Below are 18,314 nucleotides of genomic sequence, written 5' to 3'. Positions count from 1 at the left end.
TATCGAATTCTGAATAATGTTTCTAAACATATCGGTGATCGTGCATATAAAAGCATAAACAAACAACACATTCTTGACGCAGTAGAAAGAAGACGAGAGACTCCCGCAGCGGCAAGACATTTTTTAACGGCTTTAAATGGTCTTTTTAATTGGGCGGTTGATAATGATCTTTTGAATAGAAATCCTGCTTTTAATATAAAGCCGCCAAAATCCTTTAACGCAGAAGGGTTCATACCATGGTTAGAAGAAGATATTGACAAATATTATCACCGTTGGTCACATGGTACACATGAACGCGTCTGGATTGATGTTCTTCTTTATACAGGGTTGCGTCGTGGTGATGCCGTTCGTATCGGCTGGAAAGATGTCAAAGATAATATCATTTATCTCAAAACAGAAAAGAGCCAATTTAAAACAGATGTTTTTCTTCCTATTTTACCAGAACTAGAGGAAACCCTTAAAATTGGTCCTATAGGTAATGAAACATTCATTTGTGGTAAAGGTGGAAATAAGCTTGTCAAAGAAAGTTTTGGCAACCTCTTTCGTGAAGCATGTAATGCAGCAGGTATTAAAAAATCAGCGCACGGATTGCGAAAATTAGCAGTAACACGTGCAGCCATGCTGGTGCGACAGTTTCGCAAATGAAAGCGCTTTTTGGCTGAACAGAAGATAACATGGCATCCCTCTATACCAAAACAGCCGATAGAAAACGACTTGCAATAGAAGCAATCAAAAAACTTCAAAAAAGTTAGAAGCATAGTTGACAGTAAGAAAACAAACCAAAGCCCCATCAAAATTATGAATGAAATTAATGCGGCGTTTGAGGTGCATCAGAAACCAGAGGAGAAATAGGTGGTTGTGTCTGTTGCATTGTTTGCCATAAATTATAATTCGTTTGCATATCCAGCCAAAATTTTGCTTTACTAAAACCAGCTAGTTCTAATTTCACTGCAAGTTCGGTACTCATAGAGGCATGTCCGTTAATCACTCTTGATAGAGAAGCTCTTGTCATATGGAGATGATCAGCTAACTTTTGTATTGTTATCCCCATTTCTTCTAAGAAAGCTACTTTTAGAACTTCGCCCGGATGTGCGGGGTTATGCATCATTTGTTTTCGTTCCTTTCATCAATGGTAATCTTGATAATCAACAAGCTCCACATCTGTTCCTATAAAGCGAAAAGTAACACGCCAATTTCCATTCACCCATATGGAATAATATCCCATAAGTTCACCTTTAAGAGGATGCATTTTAAAGGCAGGCGCTTTCAACATTTCAGGCGTCGTAGCACTTGTTAAAGCTGTCAAGATAACGCGTAATTTTTTTACGTGATTTGGTCGAATAGCTTTTGTGGAACCCGTTGTATAAAATAATTTTAAGCTCTTATGTTTGAAACTCACAATTGCGATTACCGCCCCTTATCGTATATCGTCACTATACGATCAATAAAAATAAGAGTCAAGCGCCCTGCTAGCAAATCCAGTTATCTAGATAAAATGATTGGGTATAAGCTATAAAAAAGTTAGGGATAGGTAGAAAATAAGTTAAAAGAATCAACGGAATCAAAACTCCCGAACTTTTATATAACCTATTGATTTGATTAAATATTGGCTGGGAGTACGTGAATTGGCAATGTAAGTGTATTTTGTTTGAGACGCTCTGTTTTTCGTGAGGGGACTTACTCCATTAAAGAATACGATAAACAAAAGCATGAGGTAATGCATAATCTCTTCATAAGATATTACCGTGGATGCTTTGGAAAGCTGCAAAAACGAATCAAAAGAAAATATTTTTTTACTTTTTAAGCTTTTTATTCCTCTCAAATTGATTGTATAGTTGCTTTGGAAATTACACAAACAGACCCGATACAATAATCTACCCTCGTCTAGCAAAAGCTATTACAGCAAGAAAAGTAGGCGCTTTATTAAGCAAGCAATATCATAAAACGACGAATAGATCAGCAATGGAGTGGAAAGGACGTACTGAATTTATAATAGCACCCAACCACGCTTTTTTAAAAGGACAACGCGCTTTAAGATGAAAACCTTCCACTAATAAATCCGTAAGTTCTTATCTTTTTTACTAGAGAATTATATAGATAAAAAATCAACGCATTTTTTCTTAAAACAGCTGTAGCCAATTGACCTTTGTTTTTTTGTTTAGCTTATTTATAGAAGCAACTTGATCGAATGGCATCGGCTTATCAACCATGATAGGACCAATTTCTGGCAATTTAACTGCAACAGTTTTATTACGTTGTTCCTGTTCAACAGCAGCTGCTTTAGCTAATTCTTCTTTGTTTCCTGTATTGCGCTTCTCTTTTAACAAAACAGTTTCTCTTTTTTTCAAAGCATTTTCTGACGCCAATGAATATGAGGCAGCATTTCCAGGAGTATAAGAGGCCATTAAATATGCACCATCATAATAGCCAACGGGTGCTTCAGCAATATATTCTACTTTAACATCTGCGACCCCCCTATCTACATACCCCAGTATTGCCGCAGCTTGCCTTGATAAATCAATGATTCTGTCTTTCATAAAAGGTCCGCGATCATTCACTCTAACAATGATTGAAGATCCATTTTTCAAATTAGTAACACGAGCATAGCTAGGTAAAGGCATTGTAGGATGAGCAGCAGTCAAAAGATTCATGTCATAAATTTCACCGTTGGCAGTTAAACGTCCATGAAAATCTGAACCATACCATGATGCTTCGCCAACACGTTTATAAGTCGGATCATTTTGAGGATAATACCACTTTCCTTTTATTTGATAAGGTTTACCAACAACAGCTCGTCCACGCTTTTTTTCTTCCGATTGTTTCTTCTTATTGGATACTTGTTGAGGTAGGACAGAAGTGTTCACGTCAATTGGTTTATTATGATAGGAATCTTTTATTGAAAAATTCATAGTTTGGCTTGCGCAACAAGATACCAGTGACTGAGAAATGACGATCATAGAAAACAATTGAAGTGTTGGTTTAATAATAAAAGTAAATTTCTTTTTTCTATTTGAAGGCATCTATTCAGTCCACTTATTTCTGTTAAGTACTACTGTAAAAACCACGTCACGCTGTCACGCTTTTTGTACGCGACGGAAGAATTTACGTTTTTAAATGATTTCCCTCGCGCATATACCACTCTTGAATTTGTCCCTTTTATCAAGAAATTAACACATTGTTAACCTTTTTATGGTTTTCGTAAGAAATAAATGTACTATAGTAGATGTTAAAAAGAATAAAAAATAAACAAATCAACATCTTATAGAAAAGTCATTTCATAATATAAACTGTGAATAAGTGGTGATTTTAGCAACTTGTTTTGCGAATCATGTAATGCAGTAGGTATAAAAAAATCAATCTATAGATTGAGAAAAGGAGCAACCACATGTGCTGCCAACATAGGTACAACCGTATCGTAAGCTTAAAGCTCTTTGTTGTTGGACAGGAGACAGCATAGCATCGCTCTATTCCAAAATATCTGATAGAAAATGACTGGCTATAGAATCAATAAGAAACCCCAAAAAGAATCAAAACAAGAAAGATTCTTAAATTTTTGTATAGTCTATTGATATTATTTAAAGTTGGTGAGCGCGCAGGGATTCGAACCCTGGACCTACTGATTAAAAGTCAGTTGCTCTACCAGCTGAGCTACGCGCTCTCACACAAGCTATCTAGTTTGGAGACTATCTAATTTGCAGAAAGTGAAGGGAACATACGGTTGACTTTTCATTTGGTCAACACCTTTTGAAGAAAAATATTATTATTTTCTTCAGTTATCAATAATTTTCCGTTTTCCCTCCCTTTTTTCATCATTGTATAGGTACTCTTTAATCTTCTTTTTGAAGTTTCAATCAAGGAACAATTTCACTGCGAAATATTGCATAGATTCGAAGCGCTAAAATTATAAGAAATTACCCCTTCCCTCACATGGCTTGTTGAGCATAATGGATAGAGAAGAAAAATACTTTTTACTGTAATATCATTTTCTCACTTGAGTGAGAGATCTCAAATACTGTGAGATTCTCTCATTTCAAATCTGTTTATCTTGAAACAATAAAAAGCATTTTTTTGACCGATACAAGTGAGAGAATAAAACTATAAAAAAGAAATGAAAATACCTTTTATGCCTCCTTTCAATAACTAAAAATTATCGCAACATTAGGGTTCAGTAAAATAGTATATAGCGGTTGGCACGTTAGACCTGAAAATGGGATAATGAGAAACAATTGCATTTTGAGGGTGTGATTTTTATTCATGCATAATGAATATATAACGAAAGCCAATTTATTCTATAGAATAAAGCAGACATGAAGCAAAAATTTAGTGTTGGATAATTCAGTCACAGCTATAGAGTACTTTTATACATTGTTTAATATTAATGTAGATATATAATATATAAATAATAATTTTATAAAATGATTAAAGTAAGTTTTATATAAATAATAATTTAAATATGTCTATAAATAAATGTATTGCTTCATTAACTTAAATTATAAGATCAAAAATAAATAAAATAATTTTGATTTTGCGAGAAAAATTTGTAAAAGTGTTATATATACATGTATTTTTACTTTACTCCTTTTTTATTATTTTGATTGGAATATTGAATGCTAACATGTAAACAATATGAGCTACTCTTGTTTATTCATAACCATATAAAAGAAACAGGTGTTCCTCCTTCTTTTGAAGAAATGAAAAATGCATTAGAACTTTCTTCAAAGTCTGGTATTCATAAGCTCATTATAGCCTTAGAACAACGAGGGTTTATACGTCGTTTACCCAATCGCGCTCGTGCAGTGGAAGTGATTCGACTCCCTGAGAAAATAACATTTAATCTTTCTTTAGCACGTAAAATTTCTCCCAATATGATAGAAAGAAATAAAAGGGAAATATCAAAAAGCTTGAGTAACCTTGACAACTTTGATGAAGAAGAAAAAAAAAATATCACCATTCCTATCATGGGACGTATTTCTGCGAGCGTGCCCGCCTCTGCTATACTACAACAAATAAACACTCTTTCTCTCCCACGCAATATGGTTAATACAGGTGAGCACTACGCATTAGAAGTTAAAGATAATTCTATGATGGAGGCTGGTATCCTTGATAAAGATACGATCATTGTGAAACGTCAAAATACAGCAATAACAGGTGAAATTATTGTTGCGTTTATTGATAAAAAAGAAGCCACATTAAAACGTTATCGACGCAAAGGCGCTTCTATTGCATTAGAAGCCGCAAATCCTCATTATGAAGCACGTACATACGAATCCGAGCGTGTAGAAATACAAGGTAAACTTACCGGACTTATTCGCAAATATTAAAAATAAACCTTATAGTACGCGATAGATATCGCAATAAGAAGCTGTTGAGTATTTTTTATTGCGCCACACGCAGTTGATTTCCTCTCCACGGCCAAAGGATGCCCCAATTCGGTCTATAAACAATTCAGATCCTTATCGAGCGGGTTTCATTTTCCCTTCCCTCCATGTCCTTCACTTACGCAAGGCGTGACAAGTAAGCTTTAAAATATTCACCACGTACTTTATAAAAGAACTTGAATGCTTTGAAGGAAGCAGCCTTATATCATCGTCCTCAATAAAAGAATTTTACGATATAATAAGATAAAATTGTATGCATGCATAAAAATACATAAAATTTTGTAGAAAAAAATCAAATAACTTTGTAACAGATTGTATTGCATAGGTATAAAAATAAAGAACATTATTTTTAAGTTATAAAAAGCCTAACTCAATCATTCATAGTAATTGTAGGATCATCATGGTAGCACCTCGTATTAGTTTTGTCTCCCTCGGATGCCCAAAAGCACTCGTAGATTCTGAGCGAATTATTACACGCCTTCGCTCTGAAGGGTATGAAATTTCACGTCAACATCAAGGAGCTGATGTCGTTATTGTGAATACCTGTGGCTTTCTTGACTCGGCAAGGAGAGAATCATTAGCCAATATTGATGAAGCTCTCAAAAAAAATGGAAAAGTTATTGTAACAGGGTGTCTTGGTGCTGATCCTGATGTTATTCGCCAAACGTATCCTAATGTATTGGCTATTACAAAACCGCAAGCTTATGAAAGTGTTATAGAAGCTGTTCATACAGCAATTCCTCCTGTTCATGATCCTTTTCTTGATTTAGTTCCTCCCCAAGGTATTCGTTTAACACCTCGCCATTACGCCTACTTAAAGATTTCTGAAGGATGCTCTAACCAGTGTAGTTTTTGTATCATCCCTACTCTGCGTGGTGATCTCACTTCACGTCCCATCAGCGATGTTCTTCGTGAAGCTGAAAAACTCGTGCAAGCGGGTGTAAAAGAACTTTTAGTTATTTCACAAGATACAAGTGCTTATGGTATTGATCTTAAATATCTCGAAAATTCTTGGAAAGATCGTACAATCAAAACAAAATTCTTTGATCTTTGTCGCGAACTAGGCGATATGGGTATTTGGATACGTATGCATTACGTTTATCCTTATCCCCATGTTGATGAAGTTATCGAACTTATGGCTGCAAAAAAAATTCTTCCTTATCTGGATATTCCTTTTCAGCATGCATCACCAGCTGTTTTGCGTCATATGAAGCGTCCTGCACTCATAGAAAAAACAAACCGTAGAATTGAAAAATGGCGAAAAATATGTCCAGATCTTGCTTTGCGATCAACATTTATTGTTGGTTTTCCTGGTGAAACGAATGAAGATTTTAATATCCTGTTAGAATGGTTAGAAGAAGCAAAAATTGAACGCGCTGGGTGCTTTAAATATGAAGAAGTAAAAGGAGCCGCCGCAAATGATTTGGGATTAGAAAATATTCCTGAAGAGGTGAAAGAAAATCGCTGGCATCGTTTTATGGCAAAACAACAACAAATTTCCACACATCTTTTAAAGAAAAAAATTGGAAAAAGACTCCAAGTGCTTATCGATGAAAGTCAAGGAAAAGTTGCCAAAGGTCGTAGTCAATATGATGCTCCAGAAATAGATGGTGTTGTCCATATATCATCACGACGCCCGTTGCGTGTTGGTGAATTTGTCAGCGTTAAAATTGAACAGTCGGATGCCTATGATCTTTATGGTGTAGCAGTTTGAAAATTTAACTTCTTCCCTGTCCTCAATGATGAAGATTTCTATCGGCATTGGTTTATAAAAAGATCAGCTACTCACAATCGAACTTGATCACTTATGTAACTCACTTCATAAGAATTCACGAGCAATCGTTACCCTGAATGTTTCTATACACTAATACCAAGCAGTTATATATTCTCTTAATTTAATGCCTTAAATGAGCCTTAAACGACGATGACGGCGGCGCAAAAGAATAAAATCCACAAGGTTCACCATTTTTACTTAACAAAAGAGCAAATCGACAATCGTACTATTTTCCCATTTTTCATATTGCGACAGTTATTAATAAGTGAAAGGAAACTTTTTTCAATAGTGTTTTATGCACACAAAAATTTCCTTTGTGATATGCAGGCGGATGTTTTTTATGGATGCAATATAAGAGAATTTGAAACAAAATAATCTTACGGTATTTAAATTAAAAAACATAAATTATCATTATAAATAAGTATCTTATCTTAAACTCTTTGAACTTATTTTTTTAATATCTAATCTTTATTAACAGGTCTTAAAATCAAAGAATTTCTTATCAAGCAAATGACTTGGGCGTACATTTGTTAAAGCGCGAATCATCGTATCTTTACGTCCTGGCATTTGCCTTTCGATATTTTTCAGCATTTCTTTCATTGCATTACGTTGTAAACCATCTTGACTACCGCAAAGATTACAAGGAATAATCGGAAATTGCATTGCTTGAGAAAATTTTTCCATATCCTCCTCAGCTGCATAAACAAGAGGACGTAACACAAAAAGATCTCCTTCATCATTTTTAAGTTTTCCAGGCATGGCAGCTAATCGGCCACCGTGAAACAAATTCATAAAAAATGTTTCTAAAACATCATCACGATGATGACCTAAAACTAATGCAGAACATCCCTCTTCACGTGCAATACGATAGAGATTACCACGTCGTAATCGAGAACAAAGTGAACAATATGTCTGCGACTCTGCCAATTTATCTGTAACAATGGAATAAGTATCCTGATATTCAATACGATATGGAATTTTATAAGAACTTAAAAAGTCTGGAAGAATATGCTTAGGGAATCCTGGTTGCCCTTGATCAAGATTACAGGCAAGAATTTCAACGGATAAAATCCCTCGCCATTTTAAGTCTAAAAGAAGCGCTAATAAACCATAAGAGTCTTTTCCACCCGATAAAGCAACAAGCCATTTTTTTCCTGTAGAGAGCATAGAAAAATCATCCAAAGCTTGTCGCATATGACGCAAAAGTCGTTTGCGCAATTTATTAAATTCTACGCTTGAAGGAGCAACACGAAACATTGGATGACAACTATCTGCTTCGCTTATTAAAGGATCATCTCTCCCTTCGTTTTCTTCTATTGCCTGATATTCAACGGAAATATCATTCATAATACTATATCCTGCATAAGTAACAGCTTGTTTTGCAAAGATAAAAACAAATATTAAAGCAAGCTTACATTTATGTTTTTTGAATTCATAAATTAGATACACAAAAAAGAAATGGAACTATATAAGTTTATGGCTATAAAACATAGCAATAAACTTAATATAGAACCATTCACAAAAAGTACTTATTAACTTCAAAGATTGTAAAAACAACACAATATTTTGAAGTTATAATAATAGAAGAGAAAAACAACTTCTCTTGCAGAAAAATTATCGAGAATAAAATTCAACAACCAAATTAGGTTCCATTTGCACAGCATAAGGAACATCTGCAAAAGCAGGAATACGCGTAAAGGTTGCTTTCATCTGTTTATGATCTGCTTCAATATAATCAGGGACATCACGTTCTGCCAATTGCACTGATTCTAAAACTAAAACAAGTTGTTTTGATTTTTCCCGAACCTCAATAACATCACCAGGTTTACAACGATAAGATTGAATATTTGTGCGCCGACCATTTACATTAACATGACCGTGATTGATAAATTGGCGAGAAGCGAAAATCGTAGGCACGAATTTTGCACGATAAACAACAGCATCCAAACGCGATTCTAACAGACCGATAAGATTTTCACCAGTATCGCCCCGTCGACGAGCAGCCTCTTCATAGGTTTTATGAAATTGTTTTTCTGAAATATCTCCATAAAACCCTTTCAATTTCTGTTTAGCACGCAACTGCACCCCATAGTCAGAAAGTTTTCCTTTACGACGCTGTCCATGCTGACCTGGACCATAATCACGACGATTGACAGGAGATTTTGGACGACCCCAAATATTTTCTCCCATACGACGGTCAATTTTATACTTTGTTGTTTCGCGTTTACTCATCGCATTTCCTTATAAAATAAAACACGAGATCTCAAGACCCCAAGGAAACGCGCCCTCCTCTGCCTTTAAATACTAAAGACTGACAGAATACCTTAACATATTAATATGCAAAGTTATCCACGGGACACGTCAATTAATGCTATTTTCTTGAAAAAACAGCTAGATCATCATTATTGGTCTCGTAACCCAAAGTCAACTCCTTTCATGAGTTTTAAGCCAAATCCTTTAAACAAATTCTCCGTTAAAGAAGTGATATTTTTCGATGTTAACAACGCAAAATCTTGATATTTCTTTATATATTGATCGTGTACTTTTTCCGACAGTGGTAATAATGATCTGATATGTTTGGCAATCGCTTTCGCCGGATCAATCCACTCAACGGACCATAAAGCATGTTCACGAAAGAAGTTAATCAAAAAAGGATAATGTGTGCAGGCTAAAACAATAACATCAGTATATTGTCCATTTTTTTCCACAAAACATGGCAGGATTTCTTTTCTTAACTCTTCTGAATCGATAGATTTTCCCCGTAAATAATCTTCAGCAAATCCAGCCAGTTTTTTACTTCCCACAAGCTGAACATGACACTGTCCAGCAAAAGAGTTAATTAATTCATTTGTATAGGCACGTTTAACTGTTCCAGGAGTAGCTAATACGGAAATAAAACCAGATTTTGTTTGTTCAGCAGCTGATTTAATTGCAGGAACCGTTCCTACAAAAGGGACATGAGGAAAATTCTGTCGTAAATCTGCCATCATCAGTGTAGAAACGGTGTTGCAAGCAATCACACATAAGGCTGGATTGTAGCGTGTTAAGAGATTTGTAAAAATCTTTAAAATACGCTCTTTCAAAATATTTTCTTTCCAATTTCCATAAGGAAATCCTGCATCATCAGCAACATAGATAAACTGCATTTCAGAGATAAGAATACGTGCTTCCCTGAACACTGTTAAACCACCAATACCGCTATCAAAAAAAAGAACAGGTCGTTCATCCATTAATTTTCACACTTATTTTTATTTTTTTTACGATCACGCTCTTCAGGTGCTCTACTCCCCCGTGGATATTGTGGCGAAAAATGATCCAAAGAAGATATAATGCCTCGTAATAAACGAACCTCAGGTTCACTAAAGTTAGCGCGCGTAAAAACAGAGCGCAAATTTGCAAGCATTACTTCTTTGCGCTCAAGGGGTCTAAAATACCCACGGATATTCAAAGCCTCTTCTAACTGAGATAAAAAACCATGAAATATTGTTTTATTTGCAGGTTCCATCTCTGCGGCACGAAATGCCGTATCACTGACATTCTCTAGACCTGTTTTCATCCATTCGTAAGACATCAAAAGAACCGCTTGCGCAATATTAAGTGACGCAAAAGCAGGATTAACTGGAAAAGTAATAATTTCATCAACAAGGCTGATTTCATCATTTTCTAATCCCCATCTCTCTCTTCCAAAGACAATACCTGTCTTATGTCCGATACTTTCACGCTGACGTAATACGTTTGCTGCTTCGACAGCACTTTTTACAGTTTTAAATCCGCATCTTTCACGTGCTGTTGTGGCAAAAACATAGTGTAAATCTGCAATTGAATCACGCAATGTATTAAAAATCACAGTGTTGTTAATGACATGATCAGCTTTACTTGCAGCAGCTATAGCTTTTTCATTTGGAAACATTTCTCGAGGTTTGACTAACCGAAGCTTAGAAAGCCCAAAATTTGCCATTGCCCTTGCGACCATACCAATGTTTTCAGGAAGCTGCGGTTCAACTAAAATAATAATGGGACCATTTGTTAAATTTTCACGATTCTTATTCGTTCCAGCCATCAATCTTACCTAGTTTCACTTAAACTATCTCCCTCTCCACTATTTTTTACGAAACCTTCTTCACAGTACTCTAATGCTGTTTAATAATAAATTATAGACAATGTTATCTTTTCACTCAAAGATAATAAATTTTAAAAGCCATTAAAGTGAACGATGGAATTTATAACAATTTATATAGGATATCGTAGCGTTTTTTACATCAATTTTATCTTTTTTATAAGGAATAGCTCCTACAAATCATAATCTCAGTTGAATTATGAAATCATAAATCCTAAAAAAGGGATATGCACTTTATTCCCAAACTTTTTCCTGCAAAGCTTATCCGTCGTTATAAACGTTTCCTTGCGGATGTTCAACAAGATGATCAGCATGTCCTCACCGTGTCTGTACCTAATACAGGATCAATGCTTGGATTAACAGCTTTCAACTCCAATATCTGGCTTTCATATCATAATAACATCAAACGAAAATATGCCTATCAATTAGAAATTATTGAAGCCGATAATACTTTGGTTGGCATTAATACTGCTTTACCCAATAAACTTGCATTAGAAGCAATTCAAAACGGATTACTACCAGAATTAAGTGGATATAAAACAATTTTAAAAGAACAACGCTATGGAACACAATCACGAATTGACTTTCTTTTACGTGATGACATTCTTCCTGACTGTTACCTAGAAGTCAAAAATGTTCATTTTATTCGTCAAAAAGGATTAGCAGAATTTCCTGATAGTAAAACAAAACGTGGAGCACGTCACCTTGATGAGCTCATAGGAGTTGTACAACAAGGAAAAAGAGCTGCTATGCTTTATATTATTCAACGAGAAGATTGCGCAGCTTTTACAATCTGTCATGATCTTGATCCACTCTATGGACGTAAATTTGATTTAGCATTAAAATCAGGAGTAGAATGTTATGCTGTAAAGTGTCACGTAAGTGTAGAAGGCATTTTTCCGATTCAGAGAGTAAAAATAGAAAACAGAAAAAACAATGACTGAGTATATCGAATATAATAAAATCCCTTTAAAATTTAATGGAAAAATCCGCATTTTCGATGATTATGCTTTTGCTAAAATGCGTGAAGTTGGTCGTATTGCTGCAGAATGCCTTGATGCGCTTACGGATATTATTAAGCCGGGCGTTACTACGCAAGAAATAGATGATTTTGTATTTATTTTTGGTGCTAGTAGAGGAGCACTTCCTGCTGATCTAAATTATCATGGATACAGCCATTCATGCTGCACATCTATCAATCACGTTGTCTGTCATGGTATCCCCAATAAAAGACCTTTGCAAGAAGGCGATATTGTAAATGTTGATGTAACCTTTATCCTTGATGGTTGGCATGGAGATTCAAGCCGAATGTATCCTGTTGGAAAAATTAGACGTGCAGCAGAACGCTTGCTAAAAATAACCTATGAAAGTCTTATGAAAGGAATCGGTGTCGTTAAGCCTGGAGCAACGACAGGTGATATTGGGGCAGCCATTCAACAGTATGCAGAATCTGAACGCTGTTCAATTGTGAGAGATTTTTGCGGACATGGTATCGGCCAGCTTTTTCATGATGCACCCAATATCCTCCATTATGGAAATCCTGGAGAAGGAATAGAATTAAAACAAGGTATGATGTTTACAATTGAGCCTATGATTAACCTTGGTAAACCACAAGTTAAGATTTTATCTGACGGTTGGACTGCTGTTACCCGTGACCGTTCTCTGACAGCACAATACGAACATACAATTGGTGTTACAAATGAAGGGTATGAAATATTTACACAATCTCCTAAAAATATTTTTTATATTCCAAATTCGCATACCTAACGCAATGTAGAGATGTTATGGCTAAAAAATTAAATCAAAAGGAAGATACTCAAAGTAATCACTTTGCATTAACATCGAGTTCTCCACTCACCCCAGTATCAGAAAGAAAAAGTGAAGAGCCTCAGAAAAACGCACAGCTTCATAAACATTATCAAGGACACCGTGAGCGTCTTCGGAAGCGTTATTTAAAGTCAAAAGGAAATGCAATCGAAGATTATGAATATCTTGAATTATTGCTTTTTCGCACAATACCCCGTGCAAACACAAAACCCATAGCTAAAAATTTGATAGCGCGCTTTGGTTCATTAGCTGATGTGTTGGGAGCAGACATTCACCGACTTCAAGAAATTCCAGGATGTGGTCCCGCCACTGCAATTGATTTAAAAATTATTTCAGATGTTGCTGGACGTCTTGCTCGTGCGCAATTGTTTAAACGCGATATTTTTTCATCATGGGATAAAGTGTTAGCTTATTGTAAAGCTGTTATGGCTCACGAAACACGTGAACAATTTCGTATTTTGTTTCTTGATAAGAAAAACGGCTTACTTGCTGATGAGGTGCAACAAACTGGAACCATTGATCATACACCTGTTTATCCTCGTGAAGTTATTTCTCGAGCTTTAGAGTTATCCGCATCAGGACTTATCTTAGTCCACAATCACCCCTCTGGCGATTCCACCCCCTCTGATGCAGATATAACAATGACATATAGATTAAAAGATGCAGCAAATGCATTAGGCATTATTATCCATGACCATCTTATTATTGCACGAAATAACCATACGAGCTTTAAAGCGTTAAAACTTATATAAATCTTATGGGATAAAAAGATTCATTCAACTATGAATAACGAATCAATTTTCTAAATCAATATCTAATATAGCCATTGAGAAATTATAAGAGAGCTCATCTTCATCTTCATCTCGATAGATAATGCCTAAAAACTCATCTCCCACATAAACCTCACAAGAATCACTCTTTTTAGGCCGTGCTCTGACTTGCAATGCTGAGTTTTGGAATATATTTTTTAAATAATTATCAAGTTTTTTTATTTCATCAGCATTCACTATGCTCTCCTGTTTTTTTGAAACGACTAAAATAATTGCGTGTCGCGCAAATAAGACACTCCCATGATTCTGTAAAGTCAGTAAAAAATCTTAATCTAAGCATTTACTTAATATTACATATATCTACAACGTTCTTTATACATTCATAAAGAAATTTTACAAAAGGTCTATCATTATTAAATATACCCGTATAGATTAAAAAATGGCAAAAAACTGTATATTTTTAATAATTTTACTTTATCTCCAATTTTAGCATCTGCGTTTAGAATGCATATTCGTAAGAAAAATTGATCAATAATTTCTAATTTTTTTCTTTTATAAAAAATACAAATAACAATACTTTTTTTATTTAAAACTACATTTTTTAGCAAAAAATATTATTACATCATTCAAAAATAATTCTTTTTAATAAATTTTAAAGTATAATTATCTAGCCTTAGAAAAATTACATCTCTAAAAAATATAAAAAATAAGCTAATAAGAGTTTATTTTTCTTTCCATTTTTTATAAAAACTTATGTCACAATAGAAAAATTTTTAAATAAGCTTTTTTCAATTTATACGAGATAAAAATACTGAGTATTTTTATAAATGCTAAGACCTATGAAGAATGCTTATCTTATAGGATAACGAGAAAGAAAATCTATAACACCTTTTTTATAAACTTTATCGCCTACAGCAAGCATATGATCTCGACCAGGAATTGATAAAGCTTCACCACAAGGCAATAAAGCTGCTAATGGCTCTGCAGCACCGCCAATTTCATCTAATGAACCAACGGCAACAAGTGCAGGTTGCTTAATTTTGTAAACTTCAGACGCCGTTAACTCCTGTTTTGATGTAATGATACAAGCAGCAAGAGCACGCCTATCGCTTTTCGTTTGATCTGCAAATTTACGGAACATTAAACCGCGCGTATTGGTAATGGTAGAAATATCTTCTGCTAAAAGTGCCTCAGCAACAGGCTCCCAATTTCCCGCTCCCGTTACCATACCAATACCTAAACCACCAAAAATAACACTGTGTACATATGTTGGATGCAAAAGAGCCATGAAAGCACTAATACGAGCCCCCATAGAATATCCCATAACATGGGCTTTAGATATCTCTAAATGCTGTAGTAACTTTATTGCGTCACCAGCCATAGCTTGAGGTGTATAAAAGACAGGATCATAACTTTTAACTGAATCTCCGTGACCGCGATTATCAAGAGCAATAACACGATATCCTGCTTCAGTGAGAATGCGAAACCAACCTGTTGCATACCAATTCACTCGTGCAGAAGATCCAAAACCATGGATCAACAAAACAGGTGCGCCCTGCCCTTCTTCTCGATAAGCAAATCGCAAACCATTATATTCAAAAAAACGAATATCTTCAGCGGTCATTTTTTATTGCACTTCCCACAAAGTACAGGATGAATAACACGTTGCCCTTTTTGTATCTTTTTTTCAGAAACTTCACCAGCGTTGATCTCAAGTGCAAAAGCTGCAGGAACTTCTGATGAAATGGTATTTGTCGAAAATGGAGAAGTGTTTTCAATAATCGATACAATAATTCCCTCAGAGTTTAAGAAAATCATATCTAAAGGTAAAGGCGTATTTGCCATCCACATAAAAATTTTCTGTTCATCTCCCGATTGAGAACTTTTTAGCTGCTTAAAGAGCATTGCACGATCGCGTGGAAAATCAGTCCGATACATTAAACCAGCTGCTGCTTGAGACGGCGTAAAAGCAACCTCTACCTTATAAAAAACCGTACCTTGCTTTGTATGTATTTCTAAAGGAATCGGATGAACAGGAATTTCTATGGGCTTTTTTGCTACAACAACACGCATTTCTAACATAAAAAGCATTACCAGTAAAACAATATACCGCTTTTTAAAAGGCTTTAACATTCTTGTCTCCACCACAGAAAAATTTAAAATTTTGTTTCTAAAATAAAAAGTACCAGAGTTTAAAAGTCAAAAAAATAAGAGGATTGCTTCCTTGTTGTTTTCTATTTTCTTTCAACGTAATATGCGCAACTTTCTCCATTTGGTTTATGGATTCACTAGAGTCATATTCTCTTTAAAAACCTACCCTATAGCAATTTACGGAATAACCACCTTTAAAAACATAGAAAACATACTGTTTTCATTCGTGAAATTCAATGTGTCGCTAAAGGAATGCCTATATCCGGATAAATCTCTGCTGTCATTAAACCTTTTTCTCCTTTACCAAAACGTACAAGAACAACTTGGCCAGAACGAAGCTCTGCTAAACCAAAACGGCGCAACGTTTCCATATGAATAAAAATATCTTCTGTTCCTTGCCCACGACTAAGAAAACCGTATCCTTTGTCACGATTAAACCATTTAACAATTGCACGTTCTAGTCCACTTTCTGGAGTAACAACAACATGGGTACGGGCTGGAACTTCTGATGGATGAATTGCTGAAGAACAATCTATGGATTTCACCTGAACGCACTTTAACCCTCTTTCAGTTTTTTCCACAGCACAAATAACTTTAGCTCCCTCCAAAGCTGTTTGAAAACCATCTCTTCGCATTACCGTAACATGCAATAATATATCGGGGAAATGAGGTAAATCAGGTACAATAAATCCATATCCCTTACTACCATCAAACCACTTAATGACACCACTGATTTCGATAATCTCCCCACAAGCACCTATACTATCTTCAGATAGGGGACAATCTTTTAATGCATCCTTACTCGTCATAATAACGTGATCCTGTAGCTTATAAATTGTACGATATTGATTCTCTAGGTTTAAGTAAACATTGCTCTTGTATCAACACGCAAGCCCCAAGATAAGATTTCCCCATATTGTCGTGTCTTCTATGTTAATGTCAGAGAATATCAACATGAATATTTATAAAACTATTTGATTGTAAGCTTTACATATCTTACAAGGAGTGCCCTACAAAAGAGGTTATATGAAAGGTTTTTTTACATAATGATATTTTCATAAATGTGTAACTTGCATGATGAAGAAGTTCAATATAAGGTGAAAAAACAACAATTCAATTAAGGAAAATGCGCAATGCAATTGAAAAAAATCCTTACGACAATCACAGCATTCATGGCATTTACAGCAAATGTTTATGCAAGTGAACCTATCAAAATTGGTGTTTATCTTCCATTAAGTGGTCAAAATGCATTTGGAGGTCAGCTTGAAATTAGAGGTATAGAATTAGCCCATAAAAAAATTCCAGAAATTTTAGGACGTAAAGTGGAACTTGTTATTATTGATAATAAGTCTGATAAAGTAGAAGCGGCTAATGCTGTTATGCGTTTAACAGCAAGTGAAAAAGTAAGTGGAATCATTGGTAGCTATGGTTCCTCACTTTCGTTGGCAGGTGGTGAAATATCTGAAAAAGCAAAGACTCCAACCATTGCCACTTCCTCAACGAGTCCTCTTGTTACACAGGGTAAAAAATATTATTTCCGCGCTTGTTTTATTGATTCCTATCAAGGGGTGGGAATCGCGACTTATATAAGTCAAACTTTACACGCAAAAAAAGCAGCTATCCTCAAAGATATTTCAAACGATTATGCCATTGGTCTTGCAAGCTACTTTATGCGTGCTTTCAAAAAATTAGGTGGTGAAGTTGTCTCAAATTTAAACTATAATTCCGGCGATCAGGATTTTTCAGCTGTTCTTACGCAAATTATCGCGCAAAAACCTGACATCTTATTCATTCCATCTTACTTTTCTGAGGGTGCTATCATTATGAAACAAGCGCGAGAATTAGGAGCAAAGTTTCAAATTATGGGTGGAGATGCTATGGATAATCCAGAAACCATTGCGATTGCAGGAAAAGCTTCAGAAGGTTTCTTACATACGACACTTCCCTATAGTGAGGATATGCCAAATATGTCAGTAGCTGCGCAAGAATTCACAGCAGAATGGAAAAAAGAGTATCCTGACCAAGAGCCGAATATCAATTCTGTTTTGGGATATACGAGTTATATGATGTTCATGAAGGCTATTGAAAATGCTGGTAGCGCTGATCGTGAAAAAATTACTATCGCTCTTAGCAAATTAAAAGATTTTCAAACCCCCTTCGGTGATATGTCAATGGATGAAAATCATAACCCTAAGATTCCTATTGGTATCATTAAAATACAGGATGGAAAACGTGTTTATTTAGAAGAGGTTAAACCTGCTTTTTAATTAAAAAGTTTTACTTATTAAAATGCAAGA

At 35.2% G+C, this 18,314-nt stretch carries 17 protein-coding genes, 1 tRNA gene and 1 pseudogene; 7 read left to right on the top strand and 12 right to left on the bottom strand.

Translation table 11 applies throughout. The features are described 5' to 3' along the window. A pseudogene (locus tag ACFIJK_RS07150) lies at positions 1-752 on the top strand (tyrosine-type recombinase/integrase); the annotation flags it as partial. A 56-nt stretch (positions 753-808) separates the two neighbouring features. Here the strand turns inward: ACFIJK_RS07150 and ACFIJK_RS07145 are convergent. The 4 genes from ACFIJK_RS07145 to ACFIJK_RS07130 all read right to left on the bottom strand — a co-directional run bounded on the left by ACFIJK_RS07145 (position 809) and on the right by ACFIJK_RS07130 (position 3,658). After that, positions 809-1,108 carry a HigA family addiction module antitoxin gene (locus ACFIJK_RS07145; protein WP_330168901.1) on the bottom strand — a complete coding sequence of 100 codons (300 nt, stop codon included), beginning with the start codon at positions 1,106-1,108 and terminating at the stop codon, positions 809-811. An 18-nt stretch (positions 1,109-1,126) separates the two neighbouring features. Beyond that, positions 1,127-1,408: a type II toxin-antitoxin system RelE/ParE family toxin gene (locus ACFIJK_RS07140; protein WP_375627347.1), complete on the bottom strand. Its 282-nt coding sequence runs from the start codon at positions 1,406-1,408 to the stop codon at positions 1,127-1,129. A 712-nt stretch (positions 1,409-2,120) separates the two neighbouring features. Beyond that, positions 2,121-3,020, bottom strand: coding sequence for a septal ring lytic transglycosylase RlpA family protein (locus tag ACFIJK_RS07135; protein ID WP_375627346.1), 900 nt, complete (start codon positions 3,018-3,020; stop codon positions 2,121-2,123). 562 nt (positions 3,021-3,582) lie between these two features. Further along, positions 3,583-3,658: transfer RNA gene (locus ACFIJK_RS07130), tRNA-Lys, on the bottom strand. A gap of 949 nt (positions 3,659-4,607) precedes the next feature. On the opposite strand from ACFIJK_RS07130, the gene lexA reads away from it, so the two are divergent. Further along, positions 4,608-5,321 carry a transcriptional repressor LexA gene (gene lexA / locus ACFIJK_RS07125; protein ID WP_375625791.1) on the top strand — a complete coding sequence of 238 codons (714 nt, stop codon included), beginning with the start codon at positions 4,608-4,610 and terminating at the stop codon, positions 5,319-5,321. A gap of 457 nt (positions 5,322-5,778) precedes the next feature. Further along, complete coding sequence (rimO, locus tag ACFIJK_RS07120; RefSeq protein WP_375625789.1) at positions 5,779-7,092, top strand: 30S ribosomal protein S12 methylthiotransferase RimO; 1,314 nt, start codon at positions 5,779-5,781, stop codon at positions 7,090-7,092. Positions 7,093-7,623: 531 nt separating this feature from the next. Here the strand turns inward: rimO and ttcA are convergent. The 4 genes from ttcA to ACFIJK_RS07100 form a co-directional block, all read right to left on the bottom strand. Beyond that, on the bottom strand, positions 7,624-8,499 hold the full coding sequence (gene ttcA / locus ACFIJK_RS07115) for a tRNA 2-thiocytidine(32) synthetase TtcA (protein ID WP_375627345.1): 876 nt from the start codon (positions 8,497-8,499) through the stop codon (positions 7,624-7,626). A 267-nt stretch (positions 8,500-8,766) separates the two neighbouring features. After that, positions 8,767-9,384, bottom strand: coding sequence for a 30S ribosomal protein S4 (gene rpsD / locus ACFIJK_RS07110; RefSeq protein WP_273722651.1), 618 nt, complete (start codon positions 9,382-9,384; stop codon positions 8,767-8,769). Between the two features lie 170 nt (positions 9,385-9,554). Then, complete coding sequence (gene murI / locus ACFIJK_RS07105) at positions 9,555-10,382, bottom strand: glutamate racemase (RefSeq protein WP_375625785.1); 828 nt, start codon at positions 10,380-10,382, stop codon at positions 9,555-9,557. Beyond that, positions 10,382-11,212 carry an RNA methyltransferase gene (locus tag ACFIJK_RS07100; RefSeq protein ID WP_375625783.1) on the bottom strand — a complete coding sequence of 277 codons (831 nt, stop codon included), beginning with the start codon at positions 11,210-11,212 and terminating at the stop codon, positions 10,382-10,384. Before ACFIJK_RS07100 ends, murI begins: the two co-directional genes overlap by 1 nt. A gap of 284 nt (positions 11,213-11,496) precedes the next feature. Here ACFIJK_RS07100 and sfsA point away from each other — a divergent pair, with 284 nt between their 5' ends. The 3 genes from sfsA to radC are packed head-to-tail and all read left to right on the top strand — an operon-like array spanning position 11,497 to position 13,848. Continuing rightward, on the top strand, positions 11,497-12,213 hold the full coding sequence (gene sfsA, locus ACFIJK_RS07095) for a DNA/RNA nuclease SfsA (protein ID WP_015856408.1): 717 nt from the start codon (positions 11,497-11,499) through the stop codon (positions 12,211-12,213). After that, positions 12,206-13,036, top strand: a complete 831-nt coding sequence (map, locus tag ACFIJK_RS07090; protein ID WP_375627344.1) for a type I methionyl aminopeptidase — start codon at positions 12,206-12,208, stop codon at positions 13,034-13,036. The genes sfsA and map overlap by 8 nt, the downstream gene beginning before the upstream one ends. A 17-nt stretch (positions 13,037-13,053) precedes the next feature. Then, positions 13,054-13,848 carry a DNA repair protein RadC gene (gene radC / locus ACFIJK_RS07085; protein ID WP_375625778.1) on the top strand — a complete coding sequence of 265 codons (795 nt, stop codon included), beginning with the start codon at positions 13,054-13,056 and terminating at the stop codon, positions 13,846-13,848. A gap of 42 nt (positions 13,849-13,890) precedes the next feature. On the opposite strand, the gene ACFIJK_RS07080 is transcribed toward radC, so the two are convergent. From ACFIJK_RS07080 to ACFIJK_RS07065, 4 genes are all read right to left on the bottom strand, one after another. Continuing rightward, a complete protein-coding gene (locus tag ACFIJK_RS07080; protein WP_375627343.1) occupies positions 13,891-14,103 on the bottom strand; it encodes a DUF3126 family protein in 213 nt (70 codons plus the stop codon). Between the two features lie 613 nt (positions 14,104-14,716). Beyond that, the gene (locus ACFIJK_RS07075; protein WP_375627342.1) at positions 14,717-15,490 is read right to left on the bottom strand and encodes an alpha/beta fold hydrolase; all 774 of its coding nucleotides are present in this window, start codon (positions 15,488-15,490) and stop codon (positions 14,717-14,719) included. Beyond that, entirely contained in the window at positions 15,487-15,999 is a 513-nt protein-coding gene (locus tag ACFIJK_RS07070; protein ID WP_375627341.1) for a DUF192 domain-containing protein, read from the bottom strand. The genes ACFIJK_RS07075 and ACFIJK_RS07070 overlap by 4 nt, the downstream gene beginning before the upstream one ends. Before the next feature lie 251 nt (positions 16,000-16,250). Then, a complete protein-coding gene (locus ACFIJK_RS07065; protein WP_015856414.1) occupies positions 16,251-16,826 on the bottom strand; it encodes a cold-shock protein in 576 nt (191 codons plus the stop codon). Positions 16,827-17,150: 324 nt separating this feature from the next. Between ACFIJK_RS07065 and ACFIJK_RS07060 the strand changes: the two genes are divergently transcribed. After that, on the top strand, positions 17,151-18,284 hold the full coding sequence (locus tag ACFIJK_RS07060) for an ABC transporter substrate-binding protein (RefSeq protein ID WP_375627340.1): 1,134 nt from the start codon (positions 17,151-17,153) through the stop codon (positions 18,282-18,284). Positions 18,285-18,314: the final 30 nt, after the last annotated feature.

This window comes from Bartonella sp. PS17NMGDW, from assembly GCF_042193555.1.
GTDB lineage: Bacteria > Pseudomonadota > Alphaproteobacteria > Rhizobiales > Rhizobiaceae > Bartonella > Bartonella grahamii.
This window is presented reverse-complemented; position numbering and strand designations above follow the sequence as displayed.